11 protein-coding genes are annotated in these 12,814 nt (G+C 68.4%); 8 read left to right on the top strand and 3 right to left on the bottom strand.

Translation table 11 applies throughout. The features are described 5' to 3' along the window. The first annotated feature begins 49 nt into the window (after window positions 1-49). Window positions 50-475, top strand: a complete 426-nt coding sequence (locus tag NF699_15465; GenBank protein USU04428.1) for an HIRAN domain-containing protein — start codon at window positions 50-52, stop codon at window positions 473-475. Window positions 476-571: 96 nt separating this feature from the next. Beyond that, on the top strand, window positions 572-847 hold the full coding sequence (locus tag NF699_15460) for a DUF1488 family protein (GenBank protein USU04427.1): 276 nt from the start codon (window positions 572-574) through the stop codon (window positions 845-847). Window positions 848-904: 57 nt separating this feature from the next. On the opposite strand, the gene NF699_15455 is transcribed toward NF699_15460, so the two are convergent. Together NF699_15455 and NF699_15450 are read right to left on the bottom strand one after the other, a co-directional pair. Beyond that, on the bottom strand, window positions 905-1,705 hold the full coding sequence (locus NF699_15455) for a methyltransferase (GenBank protein ID USU04426.1): 801 nt from the start codon (window positions 1,703-1,705) through the stop codon (window positions 905-907). A 122-nt stretch (window positions 1,706-1,827) separates the two neighbouring features. Next, window positions 1,828-2,625, bottom strand: a complete 798-nt coding sequence (locus NF699_15450) for an IclR family transcriptional regulator (protein USU04425.1) — start codon at window positions 2,623-2,625, stop codon at window positions 1,828-1,830. A 98-nt stretch (window positions 2,626-2,723) separates the two neighbouring features. On the opposite strand from NF699_15450, the gene NF699_15445 reads away from it, so the two are divergent. Genes NF699_15445 through NF699_15420 form a run of 6 tightly spaced genes read left to right on the top strand, consistent with a single transcriptional unit; the run spans window position 2,724 to window position 11,497 of the window. Further along, window positions 2,724-3,479, top strand: coding sequence for an SDR family oxidoreductase (locus NF699_15445; protein ID USU04424.1), 756 nt, complete (start codon window positions 2,724-2,726; stop codon window positions 3,477-3,479). Further along, on the top strand, window positions 3,476-4,765 hold the full coding sequence (locus NF699_15440) for an L-fuconate dehydratase (protein USU04423.1): 1,290 nt from the start codon (window positions 3,476-3,478) through the stop codon (window positions 4,763-4,765). Before NF699_15445 ends, NF699_15440 begins: the two co-directional genes overlap by 4 nt. After that, entirely contained in the window at window positions 4,762-5,538 is a 777-nt protein-coding gene (locus tag NF699_15435) for an SDR family oxidoreductase (GenBank protein ID USU04422.1), read from the top strand. The genes NF699_15440 and NF699_15435 overlap by 4 nt, the downstream gene beginning before the upstream one ends. Before the next feature lie 10 nt (window positions 5,539-5,548). Further along, window positions 5,549-6,826, top strand: coding sequence for an L-fucose:H+ symporter permease (gene fucP / locus NF699_15430; protein USU04421.1), 1,278 nt, complete (start codon window positions 5,549-5,551; stop codon window positions 6,824-6,826). Window positions 6,827-6,828: 2 nt separating this feature from the next. After that, window positions 6,829-8,145, top strand: a complete 1,317-nt coding sequence (gene pelA, locus NF699_15425) for a pectate lyase (GenBank protein USU04420.1) — start codon at window positions 6,829-6,831, stop codon at window positions 8,143-8,145. Further along, the gene (locus NF699_15420; protein ID USU04419.1) at window positions 8,123-11,497 is read left to right on the top strand and encodes a DUF4450 domain-containing protein; all 3,375 of its coding nucleotides are present in this window, start codon (window positions 8,123-8,125) and stop codon (window positions 11,495-11,497) included. The genes pelA (NF699_15425) and NF699_15420 overlap by 23 nt, the downstream gene beginning before the upstream one ends. A 17-nt stretch (window positions 11,498-11,514) precedes the next feature. Here the strand turns inward: NF699_15420 and pelA (NF699_15415) are convergent, their stop codons facing one another. Beyond that, the gene (gene pelA, locus NF699_15415; GenBank protein ID USU04418.1) at window positions 11,515-12,810 is read right to left on the bottom strand and encodes a pectate lyase; all 1,296 of its coding nucleotides are present in this window, start codon (window positions 12,808-12,810) and stop codon (window positions 11,515-11,517) included. Window positions 12,811-12,814 lie beyond the last annotated feature (4 nt).

Here is a 12,814-nt window from a genome sequence, read left to right as displayed (position 1 = left end):
GCCCACAATATGCGTTCGACGCCGGGCCGCAAGAGTATGGAGGACGGGCATGCAGGAACTGACCCTCGCCATCGTCGGCATCGACTTCCCGAACGGGAACGGCAGCAATCGCCGGTCCGAGATCATGATGACGCTGCCCGGCGAACCGGTCGAGCTGGTGCCGGAGCCGAAGAACAGGCACGACAGTCATGCGATCGCCGTGGTCGGGCCGCGCGGCGTGCAGATCGGCTACGTCACGGCCGAGCGGGCGCCCTATATCGGCGCGCGGATCGCCCGCGGCGAATCGGTGAGGGCGATCTTCCAGGCACTGGACGGCGGGTCGGCATTCGTGCGGGTGCGATTCGGCGGCGATGCTCCGACGCTGCCGGACCGTCCGCCGGAGGCGTCCTCGTCGCCGTCGGGTCGATCGCGCCGGGCAGACGCCGACCCACACGGCTTCTATCCGGATGACGACGGTCCGGAATGGGGAGCGTGATCGCCTCCGTGTGACGACCGGCAGGGAACATTGAAGAACGTCCGGCGCTATGGCGATCGGTCCGGCGACACGGGCCGACAGATCTGAAAGGTTACCATGGCTGCCGACAAGCTCGATATCGACATCGCGTCCGTTCAGGACAATCCCACCGAACGGCAGGTGGAATTTTCCGGAGAGGTCGATGCGGACGAGGTGCAGTTCGCCGTCCATTACGACGTGCTGGAAGCCCTGAGCGGCGATGCGCCCGAGGACGACGACGCTATCGAGATGTTCAACCGCTTTTCCGACGAGATCGCCGAGGCCGGCCTGAGCGCGCTTGCCCGCAATCCCGACCAGACAGTGGTCGTCATCAGCGAGAACGATCTGGAATAGCCGTCGGCGTAGATGGCCGGGAGCGAGCGGTTACGGAACGCTCCCGTCCTGAAACGATCAGCGCGCTTTCACGAACCTGATCGTGATGCGGTCACTTTCGCCGATCGCGGCGTATTTCGCACGATCGACGTCCTTCAGCCGGTATGTCGGGGGCAGCGTCCAGACGCCTTCCGGATGGTCGTGCGTATCCTTGGGATTCGCGTTGATCGCGGATTCGCCGGCAAGCCGGAAACCCGCCGCCTGCGCCAGCCGGACGATCGTCGACCGCTTGATGTAACCGCTCGTCTTCTCGCGCGCCGAATCCATCTGTTCGGGCAGGCGATGGTCGACGACACCCAGCACGCCACCCGGCTTCAACGCCGCATAGAACGCCTTGAAAACACGCTCCGCCACCGCGGGATCGTCCTGCATCAGCAGGTTGTGGACGTTGCGGAACGTCAGCACCACGTCCGCGCTGCCGGCCGGGATCGACGATGCCCCCGTCTTGAAGTCGATCGTGGCGACCTGCGTCGGACCATAGACGGATGCCTTGTCGGCGAACGCGGTGCGGGTACGCTCGGCCTGGGTGGTCGGCACCAATGCGACGTAATGCCCGCGACCCTTCACCAGTGGCGCGAGGATTTCGGCATACCAGCCGCCGGCCGGCAGGAACTCGACGACGGTCTGCGTCGGCTTCACGCCGAAGAAGGCCAATGTCTGCGCCGGGTGACGATAGGCATCGCGCGCCTGGTTCGCCGGGGTCCGCGTCGGCAACTGGACAGCGGCGGCGATCTCCTTCGACGGTGCGACCGTCTGCGCGACGACGGCCGTGGCCCCGAGCGTGGCGATGCAGGTAAACGCGGTGAGCAGGCGGTTCATGTTGTTTTATTCCCCTGAGGCATCCTGCCGCGACCATGCCCGCCGCGGCCGCCTTGTACAATCGCCGCTTTGCCGCCGCCTGACGGGCGTTATCCCGGGTTTCCCGTCAGCGGTCGGGACACTCAGTCGGGACGACGCGGTCCGGAGGATGCACCCAGCGACTCCGAGATCGCCGCGCCGGCCGCCATCAGCATCTCGCGCGTCGCCACCAGATCGGTGCGTTGGGAGCCGTCGATCATCTCGAGATAGGGCACCGTCAACGCCGCGGTGATCGCACCGCCGAAGGCGAAGATCGGCACGCTGATATCGGTGACGCCGGACGCGCGCGCGCTGGGACTCATCTCGTATCCCTGCGCCCGCACGACCGCCAGATGCGGTCGCAGCTTGCGTATCGCGGCGGCTGCGTCCGCCGGCTGGGCGGCGATGATGGCATCGCGTTGCGCGTCGTCGGCGAAGGCCAGCAGCACATGCCCCGAACAACTGGTGACGAGATCGATCACGGCGCCGGCGCGCATCGCGAACCCCGCCGGACCCAGGTTCTCGATCCGCTGGACGACCAGCCCGCGCGCCTCCGCCCGGACGACCAGATGGCAGGACTGGTTGGTCGCCGAGACCAGCGACTGCATGACCGGCGCGGCAACCGTGGCCAGCGATCGTGCCGGCGTCGCGCGATAGGCGACATCCAGCATCCAGTAGGAGACGCTGTAATGATCGGACTGCGGGTCCTTCCGCAGCCAGCCGCGCCGCTCCATCACGATCGTCACGCGGAACACCTCGCTCATCGATCGTCCAAGCTGCTGCGCGATCTCGCTGATCGTCAGACCGGCAGGCATGGTCGCCAGCAATTCGAGGATGTCGAAGCCTCGTTCCAGTGCGGGCGCGGCATAGGCGCTGCGCGACTTTGTGCTCTTCTCGGTCATATTCGCGGTTTCTCACGACAGCGACGGGTTGAAAAGCGTTCTTGCCTAGCCCCCGCCATCCAGCTAGCTTCCACCTGTAAAACATAGTTTCAGAAAGAATGCAGGAGCGGATGGGCGGACGACTGGAGGGCAAGCGCGTGCTCGTCACGGCGGCGGGTCAGGGAATCGGGCATGCGATCGTCGCGGCATTCGAACGTGAAGGTGCGACCGTGTTCGCGCTGGATCGCGACGCCGCGCTGCTCGGTGACGCGGCGCACCCGATCGTTCTCGACCTGCTCGATCACGCGGCGATCGACCGGTTACCCGAACGGACGGGTGCGATCGACGTGCTGGTGAATGCGGCGGGGATCGTCCACGCCGGCAGCGCGCTCGACTGCACGTTCGACGACTGGGACACGAGCTTCGCGCTGAACGTGACGGCGATGTTCCGGACGATCCGTGCCTGTCTGCCGGCGATGATCGCGCAGCGGCAGGGTTCGATCGTCAACATCGCCTCGGTCGCATCGTCGATCATCGGCGTGCCCGACCGCTTCGCCTATGGCACGACCAAGGCGGCGGTCATCGGCATGACCAAGGCGGTGGCAGCGGACTTCGTCGGCGACGGCGTCCGCTGCAATGCGATCTGCCCCGGCACGGTCGAAACGCCGTCGCTGCTGGCGCGTGTGCGCGAACGCGCCGACCGCGACGGGTCGAGCGTCGCGGAGGCGCATGCCGCCTTCGCCGCACGCCAGCCTGTCGGCCGGCTGGGACGCGTCGACGAGATCGCCGCACTGGCCGTGCACCTCGCATCCGACGAAAGCGCCTTCACCACCGGCACCACCGCGGTAATCGACGGCGGATGGAGCCTGTTTTGACGCGGATCACGGCATTGCGGACGCAGGACATCCGGTTCCCGACGAGCCAGTCGCTCGACGGATCGGATGCGATGAATCCCGACCCCGATTATTCCGCCGCCTATGTGGTGCTGGAGACCGACCGCCCGGGGCTGGAGGGGCATGGGCTGACCTTCACCATCGGCCGCGGCAACGACATCTGCGTCGCCGCGATCGAGGCGATGCGCCATCTTGTCGTCGGGCTGGACCTCGACTGGATCATCGCCGATCCGGGCCGTTTCTGGCGGCATGTCACCGCCGACAGCCAGTTGCGCTGGATCGGCCCCGACAAGGGCGCAATGCATCTGGCGACGGGTGCCGTCGTCAACGCGGTCTGGGACCTGTGGGCCAGGCATGCGGGCAAGCCGCTGTGGCGGCTGGTCGCCGATTTCACACCCGAGGAGTTCGTGCGCGCGATCGATTTCCGCTATCTGACCGACTGCCTGACGCCTGACGACGCCCTGGCGCTGCTGCGTACGAAAGCGGACGGCAAGGCGGATCGGATCGCGACGATCGAGGCGCAGGGCTATCCCTGCTACACGACATCCGCGGGATGGCTCGGCTATGACGACGACAAGCTGCGGCGGCTGGTGCGCGAAGCCGTCGATGCCGGCTTCCGCCACGTCAAGCTGAAGGTCGGTCGCGATCTGGACGACGATATCCGGCGCCTCAGGATCGCGCGAGAGGCGGCGGGTCCGGACGTGCGGCTGATGATCGATGCCAACCAGATCTGGGAGGTGTCCGAGGCGATCGACTGGGTCCGCGCGCTCGCCTTCGCCGATCCGTGGTTCATCGAGGAACCGACCAGCCCCGACGACGTGCTGGGGCATGCCGCGATCCGCCGCGGCATCGGCGAGGTCAAGGTCGCCACCGGTGAGATGTGCCAGAACCGCATCATGTTCAAACAGTTCATGGCTGCGGGCGCGATCGACGTGGTCCAGATCGACGCCTGCCGGCTGGGCGGCGTCAACGAGGTGCTGGCGGTGCTGCTGCTCGCCGCGAAATACGACCTGCCGGTCTGTCCGCACGCCGGCGGGGTCGGCCTGTGCGAATATGTCCAGCATCTCTCGATGATCGACTATGTCGTGGTCTCGGGCACGATGGAGGGACGCGTGGCGGAATATGTCGATCATCTGCATGAGCATTTCGTCGATCCCTGCGTGGTCCGGAACGCCGCCTACATGCCGCCGACGCGACCGGGATTCTCGATCGAGATGAAGCCCGCCTCGCTCGACCGCTATCGCTTCGTGCCCCCCGTCGCGGCATGAAGCTGGGGTTGGCGGACAGGGTCGTCGTCGTGACCGGCGGCGGATCGGGGATCGGCGGTGCGATATCGACCGTGCTGGCCGAAGAGGGCGCGATCCCGGTCATCCTCGGTCGCAGTCCCCTCGACAACGAATTCGCCGCCGGGCTGGCGACGCTGCAACCGCAGTCGCTGTTCGTTCAGGTCGACCTTGCCGACGACGACGCCTGCGCCCGCGCGGTGGCGCAGGTCGTCGACCGGTTCGGCCACATCCATGCTCTGGTCAACAACGCCGGCGCTAACGACAGTGTCGGGCTGGACGCCGGGGTGGATGCCTTCGCCGCCTCGCTGCGGGCGAACCTGTTTCATTATTACGGCATGGCGCATCATTGCCTGCCGCATCTGCGGACGGCGCGCGGGTCGATCGTCAACATCTCGTCCAAGGTCGCACTGACCGGACAGGGCGGCACCAGCGGCTATGCCGCAGCCAAGGCGGCGCAACTCGGGCTGACACGGGAATGGGCGGCGGCGCTGGCGAAGGACGGCATCCGCGTCAACGCCGTGCTGCCGGCGGAGGTGATGACACCGCTGTACCGCCGCTGGATCGAGACGACGGACGATCCCGACGCACAGCTGGACCGGATCGCCGCGCGCATCCCGCTCGGCCATCGCATGACGACCGATCGCGAGATCGCCGACACGGTCGTCTTCCTGCTGTCGGACCGCGCCACGCACACCACCGGGCAATGGATCGTCCCCGACGGCGGCTACGTCCACCTCGATCGCGCTCTCAGCTAGGACCCACGCCATGCCGACCGTGACCGCCGGACAGACCAAACCGCGCTACACCGCCGCCATCGTGCTGACGGTCAGCCTGTTCTTCCTGTGGGGGATGGCGAACAACCTCAACGACATCCTGATCGCGCAGTTCAGGAAGGCGTTCGCGCTGTCGGATTTCGGCACCAGCTTCGTCCAGCAAGTATTCTATTTCGGCTATTTCCTGTTCGCGATCCCCGCAGCGATGCTGATGAGCGCGCGCGGGTACAAGGCGGCGATCGTCACCGGCCTGATCCTCTACGGCTGCGGCGCATTGCTGTTCTATCCGGCGGCGGAGGGCAGCCTGTATGCGCTGTTCCTGCTGGCGCTGTTCGTGATCGCGTCGGGCCTCGCGTTTCTGGAGACGGCGGCGAATCCGTTGATGACCGAACTCGGCGATCCCGCCGCTGCGGCGCGGCGGCTGAACTGGGCGCAGGCCGCCAACCCGGTCGGCGCGATCACGGGCATCCTGATCGGCCGCAACTTCATCCTGTCGGGCATCGAGCATGACGAGGCCACGCTGGGTGCCATGACGGCGGCGGAGCGGCTCGCCTATTACGGCATGGAGGTCCGCGCGGTGCAGGCCCCCTATCTGCTGATCGGGTGCATCGTGCTGGCGTTTGCGGCCGTGGCGGCCTGCCTGCGCTTTCCGCCGGGCGATCCGGGCGCGCCGGCAGTGGCGTCGTGGTCGGGCATCCGGGCCGCCGCGCGCCGTCCTCGCCTGATCTTCGCGGCAGCGGCGCAGTTGCTCTACGTCGGTGCGCAAGTGGGCCTGTGGAGCTTCACCATCCGCTACGCGCAGGCGAACATCCCCGGTATCGGCGAGCGAGAGGCGGCGGATGCACTGTTCGTATCGCTGGTGCTGTTCGCCGCCGGCCGCTTTGCCGGCACCATCGCGATGGCGAGGGTGCGCCCGGCAACGATCCTCGCGGTATTCGCCGGCATCGCGGCAATCCTGACGATCCTGGCCGCGACCGTCGGGGGCCGGTTCGGCCTGTACGCGCTCGTCGGCACCAGCTTCTTCATGTCGATCCAGTTCCCGACGATCTTCGCGCTGGGTGTCGAGGGTCTGGGGCCGTTGCGCCGTGCCGGATCGTCGCTGCTGATCATGGCGATCATTGGCGGCGCCCTGCTGACCGCGGCGATCGGCTGGCTGTCCGATCGCGCAGGAATCACGGCGGCGATGCTCATCCCCGCCGCCGCGTTCGTGGTCATCGCCGCCTTCGCCCGGTGGACGGCCAAGGACGGTAGCGTACGAGACGGGAAATGATCATGCACCGGATGATGACGACGACGCTCATGGCGATACTGGTCGCCGCGATATCGCCGGGGGCGGATGCGAAGGTGATCGGCACGAACGTGCCGGCGACATCGCCGACGCGTGAGCGGATCGCTCGTCTGCCGGCAGCGGAGCAACGGGTCTGGCGCGCCTATCGCAACCGGTCGGACGCGCAGATGGCGATCGATCGTCGCACGCTGGCCGCCGAATTGCGGCGCGGCGAAACGCCGCCGCCACCGCCCATGGCCGTGGGCGGCGGACAGAAGAAGGCGCGGCTGGACGCCGATGCCGGCTGGTATGCGACGGCGGAGGCGCGACGGATCGGTGATACCGTGGTCAGTTTCCAGACGCCCGCGGGGGGATGGAGCAAGAATCAGGACCGCGGCGGTGCACCGCGACTGCGCGGCCAACGCTATGCCAACGATGCCGAGACGATGGAGGTCGGCACCGGCAATTTCGATGCGCCGGCAGACCGGTTCTGGACCTTCGTCGGCACCATCGACAACGGCGCCACCACCACGGAGATACGCTTCCTCGCGCGGCTGGCGGCGGCCCTGCCCGGCTCCGACGGCGACCGGTATCGCGCCAGCGCCGTCAAGGGCGTGCGATATCTGCTGAACGCGCAATATCCCAACGGCGGCTGGCCGCAGGTCTGGCCGCTGGAAGGCGGCTTTCACGACGGCATCACCTTCAACGACAATGCCGTCGCACAGGTCGCGATGCTGCTGGAGGAGGTCGGCGAAGCGGACGGCTATCGTTTCGTGCCTGCCGGTCTGCGTGCCCGCGCCCGTTCTGCCGCAACGCGCGTGACCGCGATGATCCTGCGGGCGCAGGTCCGCGTGGACGGACGGCTGACCGGCTGGCCGCAACAGGTCGATGCGTTGACGCTCGCGCCGATCTCCGCACGCAACTACGAACCCCGGTCGATCGCCAGCGGGGAAACGACCGACATCCTTATGTTCCTGATGCGCGAGCCAAAGCCATCGCCCGCGGTCCGTGCAGCGATCGATGCGGGGGTCGCCTGGCTGAAGGCCACGGCGTTGCACGACGTCGCCTTCACCAGGGTCGGATCGGAAGGACGCAAGCTGATCCCCCGTCCCGGCGCCGGGCCCCTGTGGTCGCGCAACTACGATCTGGTTACCGGTCGGCCGATCTTCGGTGACAAGGACAAGTCGATCCATGACGACGTCAACGACCTCTCGCCGGGGCGACGCAACGGTTACAGCTGGTGGGTCGCCATGCCTGCGCGCGTCATCGCCGCCTATCCGGCATGGCAAAGCCGCACCGGTGCCACGGTTCGCGGCGGCTGAGGTGACGATGTCGACCCGCCTGCCTCGTTTGCGGCACTCGCTCCTCGGCGCGACCATGATGGTGCTGGCGTGGTCGCCGATGGTGGCGGCGCAGACGCTGGTCGCGACCGAGGGTGTCCAGCCCAATCTGAAGGGCCGGCTCGACCGCCCGATCCGCTACCGGCCCGACGGCGATGCCTTCGTCATCGAGAACGGGACCGAACGTTTCAACCGTCCGTTGTACGGCGGCAACACCGCATTCCGGGTCGATGGCGGCGACCGGCCGGAGTTCGTGCTCTACCTGCCGGGCCGCGGCGGCAATCTCCGCTTTGCGGTGCGGGGCCGCGACGGGAAGAGCTGGTGGCTGCACGACGCCCGCTCGATCACGACGCGCTATCGGCCCGGCGAGCTCGACTATCGCATCGCCGATCCCCGGCTCGGCGGCACGATCGAACTGACGGTCGTCGCGCTCGCGGCGACGGAGGGCGTGGCGGTACGGGCGCGCGGGGCCGGCATCGCCCCCGGAACCGCATTGATGTGGTCGTTCGGCGGGGTGAATGGCCAGCGTGGCAAGCGCGACGGCGACATCGGCACGGAAAAGGTGCCGATCAGCGAATGGTTCGGGTTCCGCCCGGCGCTGGCCGAGCGCAACGCCGTCACGCTCGCGGGACACGACCGTTTCGCTATCGCCGGTCCCCCCGGCACGATCACCGGCACCGTGCGCAACGGCGCGATCACCGGCATCGCCGATGCCACGGGGTGGGACGATCCGGCGGCCTTGTTCGCGTCGCGGCGCGCCGGAGCAATCCCGGCCCGGCCCATCGCGATCGGCACGCTCGCCCTCGACGGCGATGCGCATCTGCTGCTCCAGCGCACCGCCTATGCGCCGAAGACGAACGCCGACCTCGCGACCTACGCCGCGGTCAGCGCCGACCGTCGCGCCGCGCCGCCCTTGCCGCCGCTCGCGACGGCCTATGCCGCAACCGCCCTGCCCGCGGCGTTCGATGCGGCGCGCGCGCATTTCGCGGCCCTGCGCGCGCGCGTCCGAATCTCGACGCCCGATCCGTGGCTGGACGCCAGCATCGGTGCGCTCAACGTCGGCGCGGACGCGGTATGGGACGGTCCGCAGTCCGCGATCATGCATGGGGCGGTCGCGTGGCGGACGAAGCTGCTGGGCTGGCGCGGTCCGTATGCGCTCGACGCGCTCGGCTGGCACGATCGTGCGCTGGCGAATTTCCGGGCTTGGCTGCCGCGCCAGAATGTCGATCCCGTGCCCGCGACGCTGCCCCCCGCCGATGCGGCCAGCAATCTCGCGCGCAGCGAAACCGCGCTGCATTCGAACGGTGACCTGTCCAATTCGCATTACGACATGAACGCGGTCTTCATCGACGCGCTGTTCCGCCACCTCGCCTGGACCGGCGACATCGGCTTCGCACGGGAGGCATGGCCCGCGATCCAGCGCCATCTGGCGTGGCAGCGTCGGCTGTTCCGCCGGCCGTTCGGCCCGCGCGGCCTGCCCCTCTACGAAGCCTATGCGCAGATCTGGGCGAGCGACGACATCCATTATTCGGGCGGCGGCGTCGCCTATGCTTCCGCCTACAACCTCTATCACAACCGGCAGGCGGCACGGATCGCACGGGCGCTGGGCGAGGACCCTGCCCCCTACGATCGTGAGGCGGCGCTGATCGGTCAGGCGATGCGTGCCGAACTGTGGCTGTCCGACAAGGGCCGGTTCGCCGAATATCGCGACTGGCTGGGCGAGCGGGCGGTGCACCCGAGCGCCGGGCTGTGGAGCTTCTACCATGTCGTCGATTCGGGCGTCCCCACCACGCACGAAGCCTGGCGGATGGCGGATGCCGTGACACGCGACATGCCGCTGATCCCGGTCGCGGGGCCCGGCGTCCCCGCCGACCGGCCGTACGCCGTCTACGCCTCGAGCGACTGGATGCCCTATAGCTGGTCGGTCAACAACGTGGTGATGGGCGAGAACCTGCACAGCGCGCTGGCGCTGTGGCAGGCCGGCCGCGCCGATCAGGCCTATACGCTTGCCAAGGCTGCGCTGCTCGCCAGCATGTACATGGGGATCAGCCCCGGCAACGTCGGTTCGTTGAACTACCTCGACGTCTACCGACGCGAGGCGCAGCGCGATTTCGCCGACGGATCGGGCGTGATGGCGCGCACCATCGTGGAGGGATTGTTCGGCCTCGCCCCCGACGCGATCGCCCGCCGCCTGACCGTGCGCCCCGGCCTGCCGGCGGACTGGGATCACGCCGAACTGCATCACCCCGACATCGGCATCGCCTTCCGCCGCGAGGGGGATCGCGACCGCTGGACGCTGCGGCAGACCGGCACGCGGTTCGCGCAGGTGCAGCTCCGGCTGGTCGCGCGGCGGGACGACGTCGCGGCGGTAAGCGTGAATGACCGCCCGGCCGCGTGGAAGCGCGATACCGACGCCGTGGGCGCACCCGCGATCCTGATCGACACCGCGTTCGGATCGACGGCGGAGGTGGTCGTGCACTGGTCGGGGCAGGCGATCGTACCCGCGCCCGCAGGCGGTACGCAGCTGGTGGCGAAGCGGCAGGGTGCGATGCGCTGGCTGGCCCCGACCGGTGCGCCGGTTGCGCAGCCCGCACCGCCGGTCGTCGTCGACCGCGCGCCCGTCGGTCCGCAGCGCGCGGTCGACCTCTCGCACGCCTTCAACGATCGCATCGACGCGATCTTTCAGGCCGGCAAATACCGTAGCCCGCGGTCACCCTTCGTCTCGCTGGCCTTGCCCGCGCAGGGTATGGGCGCATGGGCGGGGCATGTGAACGCCGCCGCCAGGATCGATGACGGCGGGTTGCGTCGTGCCGCCAAAGCTGCGGGCGGCTGGTTCCGGCTCCCGGACGGCGGCGGCTTCCGTACGCCGGGCGAAGGGTCGAACGCCGTGTTCGTGTCCCGGTGGGACGCCTACCCCGACGCCGCGACCGTGCCGCTGACGGGGCAGGGACGATTCCTGCGCCTGCTGATGACGGGTACGACCAACCCGATGCAGAGCCGCATCGACAATGGCGAGGTGATCGTCACGTATGCCGATGGCGGTACTGCGCGGCTGGCCTTGCACAATCCGACGACATGGTGGCCGATCGAACGCGACTATCTGATCGACGATTATCAGTTCCGCGTACCCGGCCCCCGGCCGCTGCGCGTCGACCTCGCGACCGGACGGGTCCGCACGGGCGGTGCCGGCGAAGAGATCGACGGGGGCGCGGCGACCGTGCTCGGCCTGCCGCTCGATCCGCGCCGGTCGCTCCGCTCGCTCACCATCCGCGCACGCGCGAACGACGTCGTGATCGGCCTGCTCGGCGCGACGATCGAGGACGCGCCGCGCTGACCGCGCGTGGGGAAACGCTATCGTTTCCCCACGCGCGCATCGTAGGCGGCGAGCACCGCACCCGGCGCGGTGCCGAACCATGCATAGCCGCGGCGACGACCCGTGCTCAGCTCCATATAATCGTCGTGCAGCGTCTTGTCCCGATCGCCGAACAGCGGCTGGTTGCCATCGACGGTATAGAAACGCGCCCATACCGGCGGTGCGGCGGGATCGGCGATCAGCCGCCGGCCGAGACCGTCGTTCGCGTCGCGCCATGCCTGCCCATGGATCGCGCTGGCCCGCAGCCAGTCCGCCGCGGCGACGATCGCGGTCTCGACCGCCGGGTTGCCGCGCGGCAATCCCATCAGATAGCGCAGGACGGCCGCGCTCTCCGGCGCGGCGAGCGCAGCCGGTTCGTAATTGCGCGCCGACGTGATCGCGAGGGTGAGGGCATCGTGCTGCTGGCCCCAGCCCGTCCGTCGCCCGTCCCGCACCACCTGCATCGCAAGGATGCATGCCACGCCCCGCGCTGCCGCCGCACGCGCATCCGATCGCGTCGCAGCGGGCATCAAGGCGAAATCGCCCTTGCCATCGGCGACCTCGGTCAGCAGGCCGAGCACCTGCGCCATCGCATTGTCGTTCAGCGTGATCGCATCGTGATATCCACCCTCCAGCGGCCAGACCTGCGGCCACCCACCGTTGGGATATTGCGCGTTGAGCAGATACCGCACGCCGCGTTCGGCACTGGCCCGATACGGTCGTGCCGCCGCACCCTGCCCCAGCCGCGTCGCAACCTTCGCGAGGAACCGGATCTCGTGCGTGGTCGCGTCATTGTCGAGCGTGCCGACGTAGTGCCAGCTTTGCGTCGGATCGAAATCGCCGGGCTTCGCCGCCGCGTTCGAATTGTCGGAAACATAGGCCTGTCCCGGCAATCGCGCCGCCCCGCGCGGCTGGTTCTTGCCCCAGCCACCCGCCGGCGTCTGAAAGCTCACGATCGTATCGGCGACCGCGCGGGCTTCGGGACCCGCATACCATTCGTCGGGCCGGTCGAGCGGCATCGTCAGCACGCCATTGCCCGTCGCCGGAGCCGCCGGAACGGCAACGCCCGGCTTGCGCTCGGCGGCGAGTGCCGCCTTGTCGACCCGCATCGCCGCCTGCGACCGCGCAAGATAAGCCGTCCAGATCCCGCGCCGGGCGGCTGGCAGTGCCGCGATCCTCTCCGCCGTCACGCTCTCCGCCGGCTGATTCATCCCGACGACCTTCGCCGCAGCCGGTATGGCTTGCACGGCGGCCAGACAGGACATCGTGCCGATCATGAATGTTGCGGTCTTCATCCGT

This window comes from Sphingomonadaceae bacterium OTU29LAMAA1 (genome assembly GCA_024072375.1).
Taxonomy (GTDB): Bacteria; Pseudomonadota; Alphaproteobacteria; order Sphingomonadales; family Sphingomonadaceae; genus Sphingomonas.
The sequence above is the reverse complement of the archived record's forward strand: the minus strand, read 5'-3'. Positions and strand labels throughout refer to the sequence as shown.

Coding starts and splice junctions, on each gene's coding strand:
- NF699_15445 (USU04424.1), top strand. CDS start 2,724: ATGCAGGAGCGGATGGGCGGACGACTGGAGGGCAAGCGCGTGCTCGTC.
- fucP (USU04421.1), top strand. CDS start 5,549: ATGCCGACCGTGACCGCCGGACAGACCAAACCGCGCTACACCGCCGCC.
- NF699_15455 (USU04426.1), bottom strand. CDS start 1,705: ATGAACCGCCTGCTCACCGCGTTTACCTGCATCGCCACGCTCGGGGCC.
- pelA (USU04418.1), bottom strand. CDS start 12,810: ATGAAGACCGCAACATTCATGATCGGCACGATGTCCTGTCTGGCCGCC.
- NF699_15465 (USU04428.1), top strand. CDS start 50: ATGCAGGAACTGACCCTCGCCATCGTCGGCATCGACTTCCCGAACGGG.
- NF699_15450 (USU04425.1), bottom strand. CDS start 2,625: ATGACCGAGAAGAGCACAAAGTCGCGCAGCGCCTATGCCGCGCCCGCA.
- NF699_15460 (USU04427.1), top strand. CDS start 572: ATGGCTGCCGACAAGCTCGATATCGACATCGCGTCCGTTCAGGACAAT.
- pelA (USU04420.1), top strand. CDS start 6,829: ATGCACCGGATGATGACGACGACGCTCATGGCGATACTGGTCGCCGCG.
- NF699_15435 (USU04422.1), top strand. CDS start 4,762: ATGAAGCTGGGGTTGGCGGACAGGGTCGTCGTCGTGACCGGCGGCGGA.